General features: G+C 68.0%; 15 protein-coding genes and 1 tRNA gene. 5 read left to right on the forward strand and 11 right to left on the reverse strand.

What is annotated here, in order from left to right; translation table 11 throughout:
* Positions 1–177 precede the first annotated feature (177 nt).
* From RWQ91_RS11325 to RWQ91_RS11335, 3 genes are read right to left on the reverse strand one after another with little or no spacing between them, the layout of a single operon-like run.
* Positions 178–3522: a type I restriction endonuclease subunit R gene (locus RWQ91_RS11325; protein WP_314506301.1), complete on the reverse strand. Its 3345-nt coding sequence runs from the start codon at positions 3520–3522 to the stop codon at positions 178–180.
* Complete coding sequence (locus tag RWQ91_RS11330; protein WP_314506042.1) at positions 3519–4793, reverse strand: restriction endonuclease subunit S; 1275 nt, start codon at positions 4791–4793, stop codon at positions 3519–3521. Before RWQ91_RS11330 ends, RWQ91_RS11325 begins: the two co-directional genes overlap by 4 nt.
* Entirely contained in the window at positions 4790–6340 is a 1551-nt protein-coding gene (locus tag RWQ91_RS11335) for a class I SAM-dependent DNA methyltransferase (protein WP_314506044.1), read from the reverse strand. Before RWQ91_RS11335 ends, RWQ91_RS11330 begins: the two co-directional genes overlap by 4 nt.
* A 494-nt stretch (positions 6341–6834) precedes the next feature.
* On the opposite strand from RWQ91_RS11335, the gene RWQ91_RS11340 reads away from it, so the two are divergent.
* Complete coding sequence (locus tag RWQ91_RS11340) at positions 6835–7974, forward strand: site-specific integrase (RefSeq protein WP_314506046.1); 1140 nt, start codon at positions 6835–6837, stop codon at positions 7972–7974.
* A gap of 208 nt (positions 7975–8182) precedes the next feature.
* Here the strand turns inward: RWQ91_RS11340 and RWQ91_RS11345 are convergent.
* Positions 8183–8254 (reverse strand) — tRNA-Arg (locus RWQ91_RS11345).
* A gap of 117 nt (positions 8255–8371) precedes the next feature.
* Between RWQ91_RS11345 and RWQ91_RS11350 the strand changes: the two genes are divergently transcribed.
* Genes RWQ91_RS11350 through RWQ91_RS11360 form a run of 3 tightly spaced genes read left to right on the forward strand, consistent with a single transcriptional unit; the run spans position 8372 to position 10829 of the window.
* A complete protein-coding gene (locus RWQ91_RS11350) occupies positions 8372–9064 on the forward strand; it encodes a DUF2306 domain-containing protein (RefSeq protein WP_314506049.1) in 693 nt (230 codons plus the stop codon).
* Positions 9065–9069: 5 nt separating this feature from the next.
* On the forward strand, positions 9070–10191 hold the full coding sequence (locus RWQ91_RS11355; RefSeq protein ID WP_314506304.1) for a histidine kinase: 1122 nt from the start codon (positions 9070–9072) through the stop codon (positions 10189–10191).
* Positions 10188–10829 carry a response regulator transcription factor gene (locus RWQ91_RS11360; protein WP_314506051.1) on the forward strand — a complete coding sequence of 214 codons (642 nt, stop codon included), beginning with the start codon at positions 10188–10190 and terminating at the stop codon, positions 10827–10829. The genes RWQ91_RS11355 and RWQ91_RS11360 overlap by 4 nt, the downstream gene beginning before the upstream one ends.
* Positions 10830–10840: 11 nt before the next feature.
* Here the strand turns inward: RWQ91_RS11360 and RWQ91_RS11365 are convergent, their stop codons facing one another.
* From RWQ91_RS11365 to RWQ91_RS11375, 3 genes are read right to left on the reverse strand one after another with little or no spacing between them, the layout of a single operon-like run.
* Complete coding sequence (locus tag RWQ91_RS11365) at positions 10841–11203, reverse strand: nuclear transport factor 2 family protein (protein ID WP_314506052.1); 363 nt, start codon at positions 11201–11203, stop codon at positions 10841–10843.
* Between the two features lie 47 nt (positions 11204–11250).
* Positions 11251–12234 carry an NAD(P)-dependent alcohol dehydrogenase gene (locus tag RWQ91_RS11370; protein WP_314506053.1) on the reverse strand — a complete coding sequence of 328 codons (984 nt, stop codon included), beginning with the start codon at positions 12232–12234 and terminating at the stop codon, positions 11251–11253.
* Positions 12234–12800: a heme-binding protein gene (locus RWQ91_RS11375; protein WP_314506055.1), complete on the reverse strand. Its 567-nt coding sequence runs from the start codon at positions 12798–12800 to the stop codon at positions 12234–12236. The genes RWQ91_RS11370 and RWQ91_RS11375 overlap by 1 nt, the downstream gene beginning before the upstream one ends.
* 114 nt (positions 12801–12914) lie before the next feature.
* On the opposite strand from RWQ91_RS11375, the gene RWQ91_RS11380 reads away from it, so the two are divergent.
* Positions 12915–13454, forward strand: a complete 540-nt coding sequence (locus RWQ91_RS11380) for a hypothetical protein (RefSeq protein ID WP_314506057.1) — start codon at positions 12915–12917, stop codon at positions 13452–13454.
* A 19-nt stretch (positions 13455–13473) separates the two neighbouring features.
* On the opposite strand, the gene RWQ91_RS11385 is transcribed toward RWQ91_RS11380, so the two are convergent.
* Genes RWQ91_RS11385 through RWQ91_RS11400 form a run of 4 tightly spaced genes read right to left on the reverse strand, consistent with a single transcriptional unit; the run spans position 13474 to position 20277 of the window.
* Positions 13474–14424, reverse strand: coding sequence for a DUF1214 domain-containing protein (locus RWQ91_RS11385; RefSeq protein WP_314506058.1), 951 nt, complete (start codon positions 14422–14424; stop codon positions 13474–13476).
* Between the two features lie 29 nt (positions 14425–14453).
* Positions 14454–17936: an error-prone DNA polymerase gene (locus tag RWQ91_RS11390; RefSeq protein ID WP_314506059.1), complete on the reverse strand. Its 3483-nt coding sequence runs from the start codon at positions 17934–17936 to the stop codon at positions 14454–14456.
* A 60-nt stretch (positions 17937–17996) separates the two neighbouring features.
* Positions 17997–19568 carry a DNA polymerase Y family protein gene (locus RWQ91_RS11395; protein ID WP_314506061.1) on the reverse strand — a complete coding sequence of 524 codons (1572 nt, stop codon included), beginning with the start codon at positions 19566–19568 and terminating at the stop codon, positions 17997–17999.
* A 1-nt stretch (position 19569) separates the two neighbouring features.
* Positions 19570–20277 (reverse strand): hypothetical protein, encoded by a 708-nt coding sequence (locus tag RWQ91_RS11400; protein WP_314506062.1) that lies wholly within the window; start codon positions 20275–20277, stop codon positions 19570–19572.
* Between the last annotated feature and the right edge of the window lie 32 nt (positions 20278–20309).

Below are 20309 nucleotides of genomic sequence, written 5' to 3' on the forward strand. Positions count from 1 at the left end.
GCGACGCTAAGCGTCGAAACAGCCCCCGGCGCTAGCCGATTGAATCGTGATCCGCCTCGAGACGAGCCAAATCCGGCCGCCAAGACAGCAGGCGGGCGTTACTCTGCGGCTCGCAGCGCTGCTGACCGCTCTCCTTGCCGCCGTCTACAGCAACGTTCGAGCAATGCCCCGTTCGGCTCAACTGCCGGGCGTTTCTCCATCGTGGGCGGGTGCCGTCACAGCATGCAGCTGTTGGGCTACCTGAGCGGCGAAGGTTGGGTCGGCGAGAATTCGGCGCACAACGTCGTCCGCGATCCGGTGGAGGTCGACGGCGCCACCGTACTCCACCGCCGTGTTCTCGAGGATGTTGAAGTCGACTCGCGGGGTGTACGCGCTCTCGCCATTGTCGCCGTAGGCGGAGAGCACGTGGTCGTAGATGAGTTGAACCTTGGTCTGGAAGACGTCGATCGTGTAGGGCTCCGGCAGGCCGGCGTCGAGCACAGAGCGTATCGTGCTGTTGACGTCGCTCATGACGTCAACCTTGCGTCGCCAGTCCTGGACGAGCTTCTCATGGAGATGCTCCAGCAAGGTCTTCGCGCTGCCCTTTACCCGCTGCAGTTCCTCGTCGGTAAGGACTGGGTCGGGTTGCGTAAGCAGGTCGAAGATCGCCAGTTCCTCCTCGGTCATCCCCTCCCGCACGGCGCGCTCTTCCTCATGGGTGAGGGTCTGGGATATCTCGATGAGGCGCTTGAGGTACTCATCACTGTTCACGCTGCCGGCGTTGTAGTCGGCGATGAGCTGTTCGATGCGCTCGACTAACTCGTAGCGGGTCGGATTGCGGGTCGCGTCCGCGATCGCACGCGACAGCAGTAGTTGTGCGAGTCGGTCAGTCTCGGCCCGCTTGCGTCCGGCCAACTTGCGCCCGAGTCCCTCGAAGTCGATCTGCGAGAGGTCAAGCAGCGGGTCAGGCTGCACGCCGTCGGCGGCGGCGCGGATGACGTACTCCTCGGCTCCAACCGAACGGTCCAGCAGCGCATCGACGGCGTCGAGCACCCCGCTGATGTCGGGCTGCGGGGGCTTGGTGACCTTGGCGATCCGCTCGGCGAGCACACGGATGGCGGCCACGGTGCGCTGCTGCGCCGCGGCCTTCGGGTTAGGCAGCAGCGCCTTGAACAACCGCTTGATCAATCGTGCATGGACCAGGTAGTCGTTCCAGGTGGCCTCGTTGACAAGTAGCGCCTCGACAGCTGCGTCGCGCTTGGCGATGTGGTCGAACCCGGTGGCGTCGCGCATCGCCATGAGATCGATGCCGACGGTGGTGCAGAATCTGATCAGCTCGGCGACCGCCGTGTCGAGCTCGCCGGCGAGGGCGTCGATGATGTCAACGGGCGTGTCGCCGGACGAGGCCGCGCCGTAAATGGCGAGGGCCTTCTCAAGGTTTCGGAACACGCCGACGTAGTCGACGATGAGGCCGTTGTCCTTCTCGGGGAAGACCCGGTTGGCGCGGGCGATGGTCTGCATGAGGGTGTGGTTGCGCATCGGCCGGTCGAGGTACACCGTCGATACGCTCGGGGCATCAAACCCCGTCATCCACATCGCGCAGACGAATACAATCCGCAGCGGGTCCTCGGAGTCCTTGAACTTCTCCGCGAGGTCTTCGACGATCATGCGCGCCCGGTGGGGGCGGATGTCCAGGCCCTGGTCGTCGAGCATCTTTAGCTCGTTCTGGCTCTGCGAGACGACTACGGCCATATCGGTCGACGCCATCAGCGCGATCCGGGAAGCCAGCCACGGACGTTCCAACTCCGGCAGAGCGTCGTGCTGCACCTTCAATTCGGCCAGGTGCGCGGCCCACGTGTCCTGCACGAGGTCGTACATGCGCACCGCGGCGGCTTTGTCGAGGCCGACGTACATCGCCTTGCCGGAGAACCCGCGGCCGACGAAGTGCCGCACGAGGTCCTTCGCGATCGTCTTGAGCCGCTCCGGGCGGGTGAGCAGCATGTATTGGTTGCCCATCGCCCGGACGAGGGCGCCCTCAACCTCGTCGTCAGCCTCGGCCTCGTCGAGGATCTGCTCCAGCTCGTCGGAGAAGTCCGGGTTGATCAGTTGCAGCTCGGGGATGCGGTTCTCGTAGTACAACGGCACCGTGGCACCGTCTTCGATCGCATCGCGGAAGTTGTAGATCGACACGTACTCGCCGAACTGAGCCCGGGTCGCCTGCTCCTCGCCGGCGATCAACGGGGTGCCGGTGAAGCCCATCATCGACGCCGCTGGCAGCGCCCGGCGCATGTTCAGCGCGAGGGTGTCGTACTGGGAGCGGTGCGCCTCGTCGGTGATGACGATGATGTCCGACCGGGTCGACAGCACTGGCATCTCCCTCTCGGCCCCTGCGGGCTGGAACTTCTGGATCAGCGTGAACACGTACCGGTGATCCGCTGCCAGCAGCGCGCGCAGGCCCGCGATCGACTCGGCGTGCACTTGCGCCCCGGCAGGGATCGCCCCGGCGTCGGCGAACTCGCCGTGCAACTGGGTGTCGAGTTCCTTCCGGTCGGTGACCATCACGAACGTCCACTTGCCCGGCACCTGCCGCAGCACCTTCTGCGTGAACCACAGCATCGACAAGCTCTTGCCCGACCCCTGCGTGTGCCAGAACACTCCAAGCCGCTTGTCCTGCGCAGCCCGTGCATGGTGAAGGTTCTCGATCGCGGCGCTCACACCGTAGTACTGATGCGAGCGCGCGATCACCTTGATCAGCCCGCCTGGGCGCTCCATGTACGCGACGAAGTTCTCGAACAGGTCGAGCAGCACCCCCGGATCGCACGTGCCGCGCAGCGCCGTCTCCAACGCGATCTTACCGCGGGCGCCCTTCGCGTCGGTGACCTTCCAGTCACCGAAGAACTCCCACGGCGAATACGTCGACCCGACCTTCGCCTTGGTGCCGTTGGAGACCAGCACAAACAGGTTCGGCACGAACAGCTGCGGAATTGTGTCGCGGTTGTCGGTGATGTTGTCGTCGAAGCCCTTCTTGACGTCCTCGTTCGGGTGTTTGAACTCCATCAGTACTAGCGGGATGCCGTTGACGAACAGCGCCACATCGAGGCGGCGGCTGTGCAGGCTGCCCTTCACCCACATCTGCTGCACCGCCAGCAGATCGTTCATCCCCGGGTTCGCCAGGTCGAGATACCGGAGCAGCTCGATGCGCTTGTCGCCGCCCTCGTCGACCCACTCAGCCCGGTAGCCATCGCGGAGCAGGTCGTACACCTCACGGTTCGCCCGCACCCGATCCATGACCGAGCGGTCCTTCGCCACCGCCCCGACCGCCTCCTCGATCACCGACTCCGGCACGCCGGCGTGGTTCAGCCGGCGGATCGCGGCGCGCAGGCGATGGATGAGGACGACCTCGTGCTGCGAGTCACGGCCAAGCGTGCCGTTCGCACCGAGCGTCTCCTGCCACGCATCAACCCGAGACCAGCCCAGCTCGGCGAGGAGCTGCATGCTCGGCTCCTCCACGAACATGGCCTCCGGGCCGTGCGCCGCCATCATGCGACCGCCTCCTCCAGTACACGGTCGAGGTTGAGTGATGTTACGTCGATCTGGCCCGTCACCAAACGCGGCAGCAGCTGGTCGCGGATGGCTGCCAGGCGAGCATTCGACTGAGTGAGCGTGCGCATGGTCTCGCGGAGCGGCCGAACCGCATCGACGAAGGAGTCCTGAATAGACATCGGCGCGAGCACGATTAGTGGTTCGGTCATGACCTTGGCGCTCACACTCTTGCGCGTCGAGCCTGTGCTTGCTCCCGTTACCCACGCCTGGTAGCGGTCGTCGAGCAACGTGAAGAATAGGAAATACGGCAGCAGTTGCGTGATGTCGGGACGAAGTCGGACCAGGTACGACGCAAACACGGCGTCAACATCCTCTTCGCAGATGCCGACTTTGCCTGGGTCAGCCATTCGAATAACGAACACGTCGCCAACTTCGACCTTGAACTTGGATCTCGCAACCTGATCGATCGGGCAATACGGAACAGTCGACCAGTTAACCCAACTCTGCTTGTTGATATCCATGCCGCGCAGGTACTTAGGACCGATGGGTTCGGTGCTCGCTGACTCGGTGTAGCCGTATTGGGTGGTCACGACATCGGCAAGTTGAGTCGCGCTCCACCCCTCGGGGATGGACCCGATGGCGGAGTCGACGAGCGGGACGGATTCGTGGCCGGGGTAACGGAAGCGCACGAACCACTCCCGGTAGATGGCCCGCGCCATCGCCTCCAGCACAGAAATCCGCAGGCGATTACCCTCGATCAAATCGTCGATGGCATCGAGAACACCGACAATTCGATGTTGGGCTTGGATGGGTGGAAGTGCTAGCTGGAGTCGAGCCACCTGCTGCGCGCCGACGTTTGGCTGCGCCGCGCCATTGTCGCTGGCGAGGAGGGCACGGGCGCCTTCAGGCGAAGCCAAGTAGGAGGCCAGGAATCGCGGAAGGACTCGAGAACCGGGTCGGAGAATCACGAGGGACGATGCGATCGCGCCAGGCACGACCTCGGGCGTAACGAGTGCCCACCTTCCGATCGATCCTCGAATACACAGCAGCACATCGTTGGTCTCGACCTTCCCGCCGCGAAGAAGGTCGAAGCGCTCTAGCGGAATGAAATCCATGGCATCGAGACGAACACGGCCACCGGAAAGGTGGCCCGCATTGATGAACGGGATGCCCCAATCTGTCCTATGTTGCGCGGACGGATAGTTCTTACCCCGATCACCGTTAATGATTTGGGCAACCTCGCCAATCCCGACCGTTTCCCATCCGCTCATGCGTCGAGAATCCCCTGAACTGCGGCATCCACCTTTGCTCGCAGGTGAACGGCCTCGTCACTTAGCCGGGTGAACTCCTCGAAGAGTTCCTCCAGCCTGATCGCGAAGTCCTCCTCGTCGTCATCCGTGGCGGCTGTTCCGGTGTAGCGGCCGGGGTTCAGGCTCCAGCCCTGCGCCTCGATCTCGGCGCGCGTCGCGACTTTGCACAGGCCCGCGACATCCGTGTACTGCCCCGCCGGGAAGTACACGGCGAGCAGCGCGTCGCCGCCTGCGCTGGATTCAATGTCCTCTCCGCGGTAGAGGCGGACGATATTGGCGAGGAGCTCGATCTGCTCGGGCACGAAGTCGCGGTGAGCGCGGTCGATCTGGCGGAAGGTGTGCCGGGCGTCGATGAACAGCACCGTGTCCTCGCGGGGCGTGCCCAACTTGGCCTTGTCGAGGAACCAGAGCGTGACCGGCAGGGTCACGGTGTAGAAGAAGTTCGAGCTGATCGCGACCATGACGTCGACGGCGCCGCTCTCGACGAGCTGCTTGCGGATTTCCTTCTCGGAGTGCCCAGCATCGCCCGCGGAGTTGGCCATGACGAACCCGGCCCGGCCGGTGTTGGTGAGGGCGGAGTAGAACTGCTGGATCCACAGGTAGTTCGCGTTGTCGGCGTTCGGCATTCCGAACGGGAACCGCTTGTCGCCGGCGAGCTGTTCCTTCTTGACTTTGTCGACGTTGAACGGCGGGTTGGCCATAACATAATCGAACGCGCCCACCGCCTTGTGCGGGTCTTCGTAATAGCTGTTGGCCTGACGAATCTCACCGGACAAACCATGCAGGGCGAGGTTCATCTTCGCCAGCGGCACTGTGTCATCCGTCTTCTCCGCGCCGTAAATCGACAGCTTGCGGGTGGCGGACTCGTGGTGGCGCTCGACGAATTTCGCGCATTGTACGAACATGCCACCCGACCCGCACGCCGGATCGAACACGCGGCCCTGGAACGGTTCAAGGATCTCGACGATGAGCCGGACGATCGAGTACGGGGTGAAGTACTCGCCGCCGCCCTTGCCCTCCTGGGCGGCGAAATTCGACAGGAAATCCTCGTAGATGAACCCGAACGCGTCGCCGGAGAGTTGGGTCGGCAGCGGGGCGAACAGGCGAAGCAGCTCGATGAGGGTCGCACGCTCCAGCTTCTGGTAACCGCGCGGGAGGATGTCCTTCAGCTCGGGGTTCGCCGCCTCGATCGCCTTGATCGCCTCATCGACCGCTTTGCCTATGTCGTCGCCCTCCGGCAGGCCGACGATGTGCGAAAGACGAGCCTCGTCAGGGACGTAGAGGACGGACTTCGCCTTGTAGTCGGCGGGCTGGGCCGGGTTACGCGGGCTGCGGTCTGCCTCGACCTCGCAGCGCAACTCCTCGAAGCGGTTCTCCGCGTAGGCGAGGAAGACGAGCCCGAGCACGGGGTCGCGATACTGGACCGGCGTCAGCTTCGAGTTTGCGCGCAGTTCGTCGGCTGCGGCCCAGAGGGTGGATCGCACCTTCGCTATGTCGGTTGTTCTCACCTTTGAAGGCTACCCATCATCATTGACTAGCAATGAGCGATCGGCACCGGAGTGTCGATCGCAGATCGCGTCGCGTTGGAGGCGTGCATCCCACCCGAAGCGTTACCAGTTCAGCGACTGTCACCTTCTGCAAGCGGCACCTCAGGTCCATTGCTTTCCAAACGTACGTCGTCAAACGAAATGGGGTTGTGCCACCCGTCGCCTGTCCGACAATCAGCGCATGAGCGATCACGCGCGGCGCAGTGCTCGTTGTCGAACGGCTGCTAAGCGGAGCGCGCCAGCGCGGAGTCTGCGAGAAGTGAGCGGCGAAAACGGAGGCGCGATCGACCGCTACACTTTCGGCGTCGGAGGGAGGCGCCCCTCCAAAAAAACACCACTTGACGACGTCTTCCGCCACTTATCCACATCTCTCGTCGACCGCGTTGACGGCCTCGGGCCAGTGTCCGACACTGTCTCAATGGTCACTGTCGGGCCGTAAGTGAGCGGAGGTCGAGATGGGCTACATCACCCCGTACGAGACGACGAAGGGCCGCCGCTACCGCGTGCGCTATCGCAAGCCTGATCGCTCTGAGGCAGAGAAGCGCGGGTTCACGACGATGCGCGAGGCGAAGCTGTACCTCTCCATGGTTACGGTGTCGAAGTCGAAAGGCGAGTACATCGATCCGTCCTCATCCCGGGTTCCGGTCCGGATGTTCGCGGACAGCTGGCTGAAATCGAAGCAGCCGCCGATGTCGAAGCCGTCGTATTACGCGACGCTCGAGCAGGCGTGGAAGAACCACGTCGCGCCGGTGTGGGCCGACCGGGAGATCTCGTCGATCCGGCGCTCCGAAGTTCAGGATTGGGTGTCAGATCTCGCGACAAGGAAGTCGCGCACCGTCGTTCTTCGCGCGCTGGGGATTCTGGCCGGCATCCTCGATGTTGCAATCGACGATCGTCGCCTCGCGAGCAATCCGGCCCGCAATGTACGCAATCTTCCGCGGCACGGGCCCGGCAAGCGCCGCATCTATCTTTCACATGACCAGGTGGCGACGCTCGCGGCGTGCTCGGCGCATCCGACACTGGTCTTGACGCTTGCCTACTGCGGTCTGCGCTGGGGTGAGGCGACGGGGTTGCGGTTGCGCAGCGTGAACCGACTGCGGCGGCGTTTGGTGATCGAGGAGAACGCGGTCATGATCGCCTACGAGATCCACGTCGGCACGCCCAAGACGCAGGAGCGGCGTTCGGTGCCCTACCCCGCGCGCCTCGCCCCGATGATCGAGCACGCATGCGCCGGCAAGGGCCCGGAAGGTCTGCTGTTCGGCGACGGAGTCAATCACATGCGCAACTCGGGCGACAAGGGATGGTTCGCGAATGCGGTCCGGCGGGCGCAGGAGATCGACCCGTCGATTCCGCGGCTCACGCCGCACGACCTCCGTCACACCGCCGCGTCGCTCGCGATCAGCTCTGGAGCAAACGTGAAGGCCGTGCAGCGGATGCTCGGCCACGCGTCGGCTGCGATGACACTCGACACATACGCCGACCTCTTCGAGGACGATCTGGACGAAGTCGCGACGCGACTGAATGCGCAGATGCCGTTGGTGGCGCTGCCTTCGGGTCCGCAGACCCGGTACGCCCGACCACAACGACTGCAGTAACAGCCGAGAGCAGATTGCTCACTTTTTCGACGGGCGGGATCCCGTGCGAAACGCTTGATTTCGGCCCTCCAAGACGCCCAACGAAGGGCCTTGAAGCGGCTTGTCGGCGCGCCCAGAGTTTGAGAAATGCGGGCAAAAAACGGGCAAAACCGCCTTTTCTGTGGTCTGACCACAGAAGGAATCCCTGGTCAGAGGTAAAAAACAGCTGTGCCCCTGGAGGGACTCGAACCCCCAACCGTTTCCTTAGGACGGAACTGCTCTTCCATTGAGCTACAGAGGCTGGCTCCCCCAAGTTTACCGGCCGCAGATCGAAACCCTGCGACACCACTGACCCTCCACGGCAAACCTGGCCGTTCGGCCGATGTGCGGCCCCACCCCACCACGCGAGCATCGAGCCATGACCCTCACGATCGCCCGTCCCCGCTCGAGCCGCCGCGAGTGGCTCATTCCCGCGTCGCTCCTCGTGCTGACAGCGATCCCCGTGCTCGCCGGTGCCCTGCGGCTCACGTCGCTCGCAAGCGGCGCCGACGTCACCCCCGACAACGCGCGGTTCTTCGCCCTCCCGCTTCCGGTCATCCTCCACATCGTCGGTGCCACCGTGTACTGCGGGCTCGGGGCGTTCCAGTTCGTGCCGAGCCTGCGGCAGCGGCATCCGCGATATCATGGCCTCGCCGGCCGCGTCCTGGTCCCGGCGGGGCTGGTGGCGGCGGCATCCGGTCTCTGGATGACGACGGTCTACGACCTTCCCGCGGCTGACGGCGGCAAGCTGCCGCTCATCCGCTGGGTGTTCGGGCTTGTGATGATCGCCGCGCTCGTCCTCGGGTTCGCGGCGGTGCTGCGCCGGGACTTCGCCACCCACCGGGCGTGGATGATGCGCGCGTACGCGATCGGCCTCGGCGCGGGCACGCAGGTGCTCACGACCGTGCCGTGGATGATTGCGACCGGGGGCCTCGACACCACGAGCAAGACGATCGCGATGACCGCGGGCTGGGTGATCAACCTCGCTGTGGCCGAGATCATCATCCGGCGCTCCCCCGCACCCGGCGGCGCCCGGCGCGGAAGCGCACCCGCCCGTATGATGCACCCGTGAGGCGCATGCTGCGCGCAGCCTGGGACATGCCGGCCGCCCCCGACGCCCCCGCGCACGTGTGGCGCGATGGGGTGCTCGTCGGCGTCCTCGTCGTGCTCGCGGTGGTCGAAGCCGTGCTGCGGCCCGACCTGCCGTGGCGGTGGGCGACTCTGGCGGTCGAGCTCGCGGTGCTGCCGACGCTGCTGTGGCGGCGCACCCGTCCGGGGCTCATGATCGCGCTCGCGTTCGGCACGCTGTTCGTGTGGGACGCGATCCGCGGGTTCGCGGGCATCCGCACGACCGACAGCTATGTGCTCGCCGGCCTGCTGATCCTCATCTACGCACTCGCGCGCTGGGGGTCGGGCCGCGCCATCGCTCTCGGCGGCGCGGTCGTGATCGCGAGCATGATCCGCTCCTTCGTCACGGGCACCGGCGAGCTGCAGAACGTCGTCGGCGGCATCGCGGTCGTCACGGTGTGCGTCATGCTCGGCGTGGTCTTCCGCACGAGCGACGCCGCCCGCCGGCAGCGGCTGGAGCGGGTGCGGCTGGAGGAGCGCGAGCGCCTTGCCCGTGACCTGCACGACACCGTCGCCCACCACGTGTCGGCCATCGCGGTGCGCGCCCAAGCCGGTCTGCTCACCGGCCGGACCGACCCCGTCGCCGCCGACGAGGCGCTGCGGGTCATCGAGAGCGAAGCGGCGCAGACCCTGCGCGAGATGCGCTCGATGGTGGGCGTGCTGCGCGCCGACGATGCGGCGCCCCGGTCGCCGACCGCGACCCTCGCCGACCTCACCGCCCTGACGACGGCGCCCGGCGAGCCGCCGGTCGCACTCGATGTGCGCGGCGACGCGTCAACGGTGCCGTCGGCGGTGAGCACCGCGGCGTATCGCATCGTGCAGGAGGCAATCACGAACAGCCGACGGCACGCCCGCGGCTCCACCTCCATCGCGGTGATCGTCACGGTCGGGCCGCGGGAGGTCGGCATCCGCATCGCCGATGATGGCCGCCCGAGCACCGCACGCGGCCACGGCTACGGGCTCGCAGGCATGCGGGAGCGCGCCGCCCTGCTCGGCGGAACCTGCACGGCAGGGCCAGAGACCACCGGATGGGTCGTTCAGGCGAACCTGCCGTTCGGAGTCGACCGATGATCCGCGTGCTGCTCGCCGACGATCAGCCCGTCGTGCGGGAAGGGCTGCGCCTGCTGCTCGATGCGCAGCCCGACATCGAGGTCGCCGGCGTCGCCGCTGACGGCCGCGAGGCGGTGCGGCTCGCGCGTGAGCTGCGCCCCGACGTCGGGCTCTTCGACATCCGGATGCCGATCCTCGACGGCATCGAAGCCACGCGCATCCTCGCCGGTGATGCGGCCGACGCGCTCGCGATCGTGGTGATCACGACCTTCGACCTCGACGAGTACGTCTATGCCGCACTGAAGGCCGGCGCGCGGGGGTTCCTCCTCAAAGACGCGGGCCCGACGCTCCTGGCCGATGCGGTGCGGGCCGCGGCCGCCGGCGACGCGCTGATCGACCCGTCCGTCACCGTGCGGCTGCTCGCGGCGTTCGCGGCCGCGGGTTCGGCATCCGTCAGCTCCCCGAGTGAGCCGCTCACCCCGCGCGAGGAGGACGTGCTGCGCGCCGTTGCACGCGGACGGACGAACGCCGAGATCGCGGCAGAGCTCTATGTGAGCCTCGGCACCGTGAAAGCGCACCTCGCGAGCATCATGCTCAAGCTCGGGGCGCGCAACCGCGTCGAAGTCGCGATGTGGGCGTACGAGAGCGGGCGGGTGTAGCTGCGCGACGCTCAGGCTTCCTGCGGGAACCACCAGTCCTGGAACTCGCTCGCCCGGCCGTCATCGTCGAATCGCACCAGCCAGACGTTCGCATAGGCGCCCGACTTCGGCCCGTCGGTGTATGTGGTCACGCCCCGGATGACCGCTGCCTTCTCGGTCTGCAGCTCGACGGCGCCGGTGTACGACCACGTGCCGGGCTCATCGCGCTCCTCGAGCCAGTGCGCGACGATCGCGTCGGCGCCGGTTGCCGGCTCGAGATCGCGCACGCCGCTGCGATAGGTGGCGTCGGGCGCGAACAGGGCTCGGATGCTGTCGGGATCGTTCGTGCGCCAGGCGTCGAGGTAGCCGTCGAGAAAGCGCTCCGCGTAGCTCATGACACGACCCTGCCACGGACGACCGACAGCCTCCAGCGGTCAATCGGTCAACTGTCGGCCGACGGATCGATCAGAATCACGACCTTGCCGAGCGCTCGTCCGGTGCCGACATATGTCAGCGCCTCCGGCACCTCCTCCAGGGCGAACACGCGATCGATATGGATCTGCACCGACCCGTCGGCGCAGCATGCGGCGAGCGCTCCGAACTGCTCGGGACCGGGCTTGACCGCCAGCACGGACAGCCGCCGACCGGTCGCCGCCCCGATCAGCGCGCCTACCGTGACGACCCGCAGCAGCGCCCGCGCGGTGCCGCCGACGATGAGGTACGTGCCGCCGGGTGCGAGCGCCCTCCGATAGGCGAAGACCGAACGGCGCGCGACCAGATCGACGATGAGGTCATAGGGGCCGGTCGTCGTGAAGTCCTCCGCGCCGTAGTCGATCACCTCGGCCGCGCCGAGGGCGCGCATGAGGTCCTGCTTGGCGGCGTTGTCGACGCCGGTGACGTGGATGCCGGCTGCCGCGGCCAGCTGAATCGCGAAGGCCCCCGTGCCTCCCCCGGCCCCATTGAGCAGCATCCGATCCCCGGGTTCGGCCCGCGCAACCGCCTGCACCGCGATCGCTCCGGACTGCGGAATCGTGAATGCCTGGGCGAACGACAGCTCGGCGGGCTTGTGGGCGAGCATGCGCTCGGGAGCGACGGCGTACTCGGCGAATCCGCCCGGCATCGAGAGGATGTCGCCGTACACCGCGTCGCCGAGCGCGAACCGCGTCACCCCTGCCCCGACGCCGGCGACGACCCCGGCGATGTCCGACCCCAGGATCGGCCGCGACGGACGGAGCAGCCCACCGAACCGCGCGTACGCCGGCGAGCCGTGCAGACCCTCCCAGTCGCTGAGGTTGACCGAGGTCGCAACGACGCGCACGAGCACCTGACCCGCGGCCGGTGTCGGCACGGGCACATCCGCGATGCGCAGAACCTCGGGCGAGCCGTAGCGCTCACGCACGACGGCCCGCATGCGCGTCGGCGTCATCAGCTGCTCTCGGCGACGTCGACGAGCACCTCGTTGCGGCGCAGGAACCACGGTGTGTAGGGCGGGTCGAAGCGCGCGAAGCGCGGCTCGCCGAGCACGGTGAGGCCGGCTTCGTTGACGGCGGCGAGCAGGTCTTTGCGGTGCTTCTGCCACGACGACTCGGTCCACCGGCCGGAGAATCGGAGCACGGCGCTCAGCTTCTCGTGGACGGTGCGCAGGGTAACCTCGGGGCGGCTCGGCGCCGGAGCGGTGGCCTCGGTCATGCCGGCGGGCAGCACGAAGGCGACGACGAACCCGTCCGGGGACTGCTCCTGCACGGCCGGCGCGGTCATCGCGATGCGGGATCCTCGCGCCGGGGACTGCACGACCGGGGCGGTCATCTCGATCGATTGGCGGGCGGTGTTGTCGCCTGAGATGTAGCCGAACAGGTAGCGGAAGGCGCGACTGCCGGCATCCTCGAACTCGGCGTCGCGGATGAGCGTCTCTGCCACGACATGCTCGGGGTAGCGGCGCAGCTCGAAGTCCGGCTCGGCGCGCACCACCTCGTACAGCTGCTGCTCGGTCATAGTCCGACGGTACGCCCGCCCGCGCGTCCGCAGAAATCATTCCCCAGAGGTCCGGGCGACGGCGACCGATGTCCCGATTGGCATGGATCGAACGGACGAAATAGCGTTTCAGGCATGAACAAGTTCACGGTGGCCGTCATCTGGGCCGTGTCCGCGCTGACGGTCGTCGGGCTGCTCGCGCTCGCCGCCTGGGCCGTCGTCCCGTTCCTGCCGCAGCAGGCGCAGGCAGCCCTGGCCGGGACCATCGACACGGTTCCGGGCACCGTGGACGACTTGTTCGCCGAGACGGGCATCGGCCACTACGCCCCGGCCGGGCGGCAGGATGTGACCCATGCGGAGGTCGACGAGGAGTACGTCGCCGCCGCGACGATCTGGCCGTGGACGTTGCCTCCTGACTGGGGTTTCCCGAGGAGCCGGGGCGTGCGCGACACCCCCGGCCATCACTACAACGGGATGGGCGTCCGTGCGGCCTTCGCGCTGTGGGCGCAGACGTCGCTCGAGGCCGTGAAGAGCGGCGCCGTCGCCGGAGCCACCGCTGACCACCTGCTCGACGAGGTCGAGGAGGCGACCCGGACGCTGCTGGAGGCACGCGTGCTCTCGGACGCGCGCTTCATCGAGCGGTCGATCACGCCGCTGCGTCAGACGAGTCCCTGATCGCCCGAGCTCACTGCCCTCAGGAGGACGGCTGCGCGTCGAGGCGGGGAAAGCTCCAGGTGCCGTCGAGGATCTCGGCGCGCGGCCGGTAGAGCCGAACCAGGTAGTTCCATCCCTCGGTGACCGGAATCACGTTGGGAACTCCCTCGGGGTAGTCGCCGAACCGCACCGTCGTGGAGCCGTCGGCGTTCTTCACGCCGGTGATGTTGTTGATCGAATACGCGTGTCGTGCGTTCGGCTCGAAGAAGCCCTTCGCGTTGTAGACCGAGATGGACCAGAATCCGTCGACCGGAACATCGCCGACGGTGAGTTCATGCTGCCCGACCGGCAGCCGGGGATCGACGCCGATGTAGGAGGCCTCATGGCTCGGCAGGCCACCCCACCCGGCCGCCGTGCCGATCAGATGCCTGACCGGGTTCACCTCATCCTTCGATCCGAAGGTGCCGTCGAAAGCGGTCAGATTGCGGGCGAGGGCCAGAAGAGCGTTCCTGGTCTCGTCGAGCGATGCGGTGTCGTAGTCCGGGTAGTCGTAGGGGTCAGCGGAGCCGCTGGTCAAAAGGATCTGGTCCTGCAGCGCGGTGACCTCGTCGATGTCGTTCTGATCGACCGGGTCGGCGAGGATGCGCACGGCGACCGCGACATAGCGTGATCCCAGGTGCTCCTCGGTGAGCTCGTGCTGACCGGGCTCGTGGAAGATCGCGTTCACATAGTGGTCTTCGTTCACGATCATCGCGGACAGGTATCTGTCGCCCGCATCGGGCAGAGTCAGCGTCGCCCCCGCATCCAGGTCGACGACCGCGATGCTGTACAGGGTGTCCCGGTTGAGCCGGATGACCGTCTGGTCGTCGATCGCCGCAGGCGCGCGGTTGTGCCGGAAACGATTGACGCCCCCCGCGTTGGCTTGCAGATCACGGAACATGCGGCCGGTTTCGGCGCGGGCGAAGTTGTCGACGTTCACAGGGATGGTCACGGCTCTGATGATGGCACAGTCACGCATCGTCACCGGAAATCGCGTGACTTGTGCCCGACACCCACCCGCAGGTCTTCGAACTGATCAGCCACGAGGTTGGTCACTCCCTCGACCGAACGCTCCAGCATCCCCCGCACGATCAGCGCCGGGGCGTCCCGCACGATGCGGCGGTACTTGTTCCACATGCCGACCGAGCAGACCACATTGACCAGGCCGTGCTCGTCTTCGAGGTTGATGAACGTGATTCCGGATGCCGTCGCCGGCCGCTGCCGGTGGGTGACCAGCCCCGCGACCTCGACGCGTCGACCGGCTTCGTGGCTGCGCAGCTCTCGCGAGGTGAGGACGCCGCGCGCATCGAGCCCCGACCGGTAGTGGACCAGCGGGTGGTCGTCGGTGGAGATGCCGGTCGCCCACAGGTCGCTCGCGAGCTGCTCGTAACTGGTGGGATCGGTGAACAGCGGCGGCTGCACGAACGCCAGCGAATCGGGGAGGAACTCGGCCCGGTCCTGCGCGGCGGAGCCCGCCAGCCAGATCCCTTCGCGGCGACTGAGCCCGAGGCACTCGAACGCCCCCGCGGTCGCGAGCGCCTCGAGGTGCGCCTGAGTCACACCGGCGCGTCGGACCAGATCGCGCAGGTCGCGGTACGGGCCGGCGTTCTCGCGCTCGGCGACGATGCGCTCGGCGACCGCCGAGCCGATGCCCTTGATCGCCGCGAGTCCGAGCCGCACCGCGAACCGCCCGTCGCGGCGGTGGGCTGCGGATTCGTCGGGCTCGTCCCGGTCGAAGATGCCGACGGGTGGCTGGATGCGGTGGGTGCAGGCATCCCTCCCGGTCGGGGTCGTCACCGCATCAGGTGATGTCACCGGCGTAGGAGGTTCGGTCGCTCTTTCGTCCTGCCCCGGTGACATCTCCTGATCTCGTGGCACCCGGGACGCGGCGACCGGCTCGAGCACCGCCTCCGCCCCCGAGCGCAGCAGGTCGGGCCGCAGCACCTCCACGCCATGCCGTCGGGCGTCGCCGGTGAGGGTCGCCGGAGAGTAGAAGCCCATCGGCTGCGCCCGCAGCAGCCCGGCGAGGAACGCCGCGGGGTAGTGCAGCTTGATCCACGACGAGGCGTAGACCAGCAGCCCGAACGACAGCGAGTGCGACTCGGCGAAGCCGAAGTTCGCGAATGCCTGGATGCGGGCGTAGATGTCATCGGCCGCCTGACCCACCAGACCATTGGTGGCCATGCCGGCGTACAGCTTCTCGCGCAGCGACTCGATCCGCTCCACCCCGCGCTTGGATCCCATCGCGCGACGCAGCAGATCGGCGTCCTCCCCCGTGCACTCCCCCACGGCCATCGCCATCTGCATGAGCTGCTCCTGGAACACCGGGATGCCGAGCGTGCGCTCCAGCACCGGTTCGAGCTTGGGGTGCGGGTAGGTGATCTCCTCGTACCCGAGCTTGCGCCGCACGAACGGGTGCACGGCGCCGCCCTGGATCGGACCCGGGCGGATCAGGGCGATCTCGATCACCAGGTCGTAGAACTGCCGCGGCTGGAGGCGCGGCAGGAGCCCCATCTGCGCACGGGATTCGACCTGGAACACGCCGATCGAATCCGCCCGGCAGAGCATGTCGTAGACGGCCTTCTCCTCCTTGGGGATCGTGGAGAGCTCCCACTCCTCACCCGTCGCCGCGCGGATCATGTCGAAGCAGTACTGCAGCGCCGCGAGCATGCCGAGCCCGAGCAGGTCGAACTTGACCAGTCCCATCCAGGCGGCGTCGTCCTTGTCCCACTGGATGACCGTGCGGTTCTCCATGCGCGCGTGCTCGATCGGTACGACCTCGCCCACGGGCCGGTCGGTCAGCACCATGCCGCCGGAGTGGATGCCCAGGTGCCGGGGAGCCTTCAGCAGCTCGGACGCGTACTCGATCACCTGATCGGGGATGTCGTGCTCCGGCCCGGTAGAGAGGGTCGCGCCCCACTGCTCGACCTGCTTCGACCAGGCATCCTGCTGACCGGGCGAGTTGCCGAGCGCCTTGGCCATGTCGCGCACGGCGTTCTTCGGCCGGTACTGGATCACGTTCGCCACCTGGGCGGCCCGCTCGCGCCCGTACTGCCCGTACACCCACTGGATGATCTCTTCGCGCCGGTCGGAGTCGAAGTCCACGTCGATGTCGGGCTCCTCGTCGCGGAGGGACGAGAGGAACCGCTCGAACGGCAGCTTGTAGGCGATCGAGTCCACCGCGGTGATGTCCAGCAGAAAGCACACGGCACTGTTGGCCGCCGAGCCTCGACCCTGGCACAGGATGCCGCGCCGCCGCGCCTCCTGCACGATTCCGTACACGATCAGGAAGTAGCCCGGAAAGTCCTTGAGCTCGATGACCCCGAGCTCCTTCTCGATCCGCTCCCGGTCTTCGTCGGTGAGGTCGGGGTACTTGCGCGGCACCGCCTCCCACACGATGTGCCGCAGCCACGACATCGGCGTGTGCCCCTCGGCCACCTTCTGCTTCGGCAGCGCCGGCTTGGCGCGCCGCAGCGGAAAGGCGATCTCGTCGGCGAGCGTCACCGTCCGCGCGACCGCGCCGGGGTACCGCGCGAAGCGCTGCGCCATCTCGACGCCCGAGCGCAGGTGCGCACCGGCGTGGGCGGGGAGCCACCCGTCGAGCTCGTCGAGACCCCGATTCGCCCGCACCGCCGCGACCGCCGCGGCCAGGTGCGCCCGCTCGGGAACCGCGTAGTGCACGTTGTTGCTCGCCAGGATCGGCAGCCCGCGCTCCGCGGCGAGCGTGGCGAGCACATCGTTGTGGCGCGAGTCGAGCGGATTGCCGTGATCGATCAGCTCGACGTGGACGGCATCCCTTCCGAAGAGGTGGACGAGGCGATCGAGAGCGGATGCCGCCGCCTGCGGACCCTGCTCGATGAGCGCGCGCCGGACGGCTCCCTTGCGGCATCCGGTCAGGATCGCCCAGTGCTCCCCCGCCTGATCGGCGAGCTCGTCGAGGTCGTAGACCGGGCGCCCTTTCTCGGCGCCGTTGAGCTGCGCGTGCGTGATGGCCGCCGCCAGCCGGTGATACCCCTCCTCGCCGCGGGCGAGCACGAGCAGGTGCGCGCCGGCGGGATCGGGCTCGCCCCTCTGCGGCTTGGGCAGCTCGAGCGAGAGCTCGGCGCCGAACACGGTCTTCACCTGCAGGGATTCCGCCGCCTCGGCGAAGCGGACGATCCCGTAGAACCCGTCGTGATCGGTGATCGCCAGGGCGTGCAACCCGAGTCTCTCGGCCTCTTCAGCCAGCTCTTCGGGCGAGGAGGCGCCGTCGAGGAACGAGAACGTCGAGTGCGCGTGCAACTCCGCGTACGGAACCGTGTCGTCGGGCCGGGCGATCGGCTGGGCGACGTACGGCCCGCGCTTGCGCGACCATGCCGGACTGTCGCCGCCGTCGGCATTCGCGGGGACGTTGTCCGGCCGGCGCCGGTCGCTGAGCAGCCGCTCGATCTCGGACCAGGGAACAGAGGGGTTGTTGAAGCCCATCAGCGCGGCCCCTCGACAAGCTCGGGGACCGGACCGGGCTCGGGGACCGGACGGCAGACCCTAGTCATAGCGCCCCTCCGCGAACCACTCGCCTCGTTCGCAGACCAGCAGCCACGCGACATCGTCTGCGTCGACGACCTGGAATCGATGCGCCTGACGCGTGCGCGCGGCATCCCACCCTCTTTCGATCACCGGCCACGGTCCCGCCCATCCGCGGATCGCGCGCACCCGGTTGCCCTCGCCGGGAAAGGGACCGTGCAGCTGAGCCGGCGCCGAGGTCACTGCGTCCCGGTCGCCGACGGCCACCGAATCGCCGTCGTCGTCGACGACCTCCACCGCCATGCGCTCGGGGAACACGGTGCTCGGAAGCGGATCGGGCAGGCTTCCGGGCCACGGCCGCGCGCGCTCTTTCGCGAGCACCGCCCGATCGCCCCACGGCACCAGCACCTGCCGTTCGGCGAGCCAGCGTCCGCCGCCGATCGCCGGTGTCACCACCCCCCGATGACCGAGCATCGCCTGCACGCGCGAGAGCGCATGGTGCACGCGTTCGTCGGTGCCCGCACCGAAGATCGCCGGAACGTGATGGCCGGCCGCATCCACCGCCGCCGGCTCGATGCGCACCTTCGCGACGCCGGAGCTCAAGGAGCGGGCATCCTCCCCCAGCTGCCACCGCACCCGGTCGACGACGGATGCCGCGTCGAACGATCCGGGGTGCAGCCACACCCGCTCGCTGCGCTCTCCGCGGTCTCCGGTCAGCTCGACGCGCAGCTCGGTGCACACCAGGTCGAGGGCGCCGAGCCCGGCGATGAACGCGTCGGCGGCCATCCTCATGCCGAACGCCACCTGCTCGGCGATCTCGAGGGGCGGCTCGAACGCGACCTCGTGGTGCAGCTCGGGCGGGGGCACGCGGGGTTCGACCGCACGCGAGTCGCGGCCGGCCGACAGCTGATGCAGCCGGATGCCGCGCTCGCCGAACCGCTCGCGCACGCGGTCCGCCTCCATCGCGGCGAACTGCCCGAGGGTCTGCACCCCGAGACGGGCGAGCAGTCCCGCCATCTCGGAATCTTCGAGCGACGCGATGGGAAGGGGTGCCAGGAACCCGCCCGCCCCGCCCGTGGGGACGAGGAACACGGGCTCGGCTGCCGTCGCGCCGACCCGAGCCGCCTGCTCGGCGGTGAACGGACCGTCGGCGATGCCGGCTCGCACCCCCTCGAGTCCGAGATCGCTCAGGGTGCCCAGCAGCACGCGCGCCGCCTCGGCCTCACCGCCGTAGTAGCGCGCGGGTCCTCGTGCACGCAGGGCGCACAGTCCCGGCCGGACGATCTGCACGCCGGGTGCGCGTTCTTCGATGCCGGCGACCACCGGCGCGAAGACGCGGTGATCGCGCACCGGATCGGCGGCGATCACCGTCAGGTCCGGGCAGCGGGCCTGCGCATCGCGCCGCCGCTGCCCGCGTCGCACGCCCTCGGCCCGCGCCGCGGCCGAGCACGCCACCACGGCGCCCGCCGCCAGCACGGCGATCGGCAGCGAGGCGTCCAGCTGCTCGGTGCGGGAGGCGTCGCGGATCAGCGCCGTGACCGGCCAGTCCGGGAACCACAGCACGAGACTGCGTACCGGGGCGTCCGCCCGCATGTCAGCCCACCGCCTCGAGCGGCACGTAGCGCGCTTCGGCCGGAGTCCGCAGCGGCTCGAGCGCGCCGTCGACGGCGGGAAGAAGCACGCGTCCCCTGCGCGGCACGGGTGTGCGCCGGGTGGTGACCGACACGGTGAGTTCGCGCCCGGAGAGGTAGCCGTGCCCCTGACCGAGCCCCGTCCACTCGGGCTGTGCCACGTCGATGACCGCCTCGGCCTGCGCCCAGGGCCCTTGCACGAGCAGCACCGCACCCCGATCGCGGAGGCGGGCCGCCAGGCGCGAGACCTCGCCGTCGGTCGCCCGGCCGCCCGGGCGCAGGGCGACCACCGGCAGCACTTCGGCGATCGTCGCGGTCACCGCCAGCCAGCGGGAGCCCGGTTCGGGGATCAGGACGAGCCGCGACAGGTCGACCCCGAGCTTCTCGGCCGCCTCCGCACCGAACTGCGGCACGCCCACCACCCCGCACCACGACCCTGCCTGCGACGGGGCGGCCAGCAGAGCGGACAGGAGCGACGCAGACGGGGCGATCGAATACGCCGACCCGGCACGCAGCCCACCCCCGGGCAGAAGCGCCGCGAGAGCAGGAAGCGCCGGCAGCACCGGCGCGTCGAGGCGGCGCCCCTGCATGCGGTCGACCTGGGCGCGCAGCCGGTGCACATCACCCGATACCGGGGAAGCACGAACCTCGGTCTGCACAGCTGCCCTCACTCCCACAGGCTAGAACACATGTTCTAGTGGGT

The organism is uncultured Microbacterium sp., assembly GCF_963524805.1.
GTDB lineage: Bacteria > Actinomycetota > Actinomycetes > Actinomycetales > Microbacteriaceae > Microbacterium.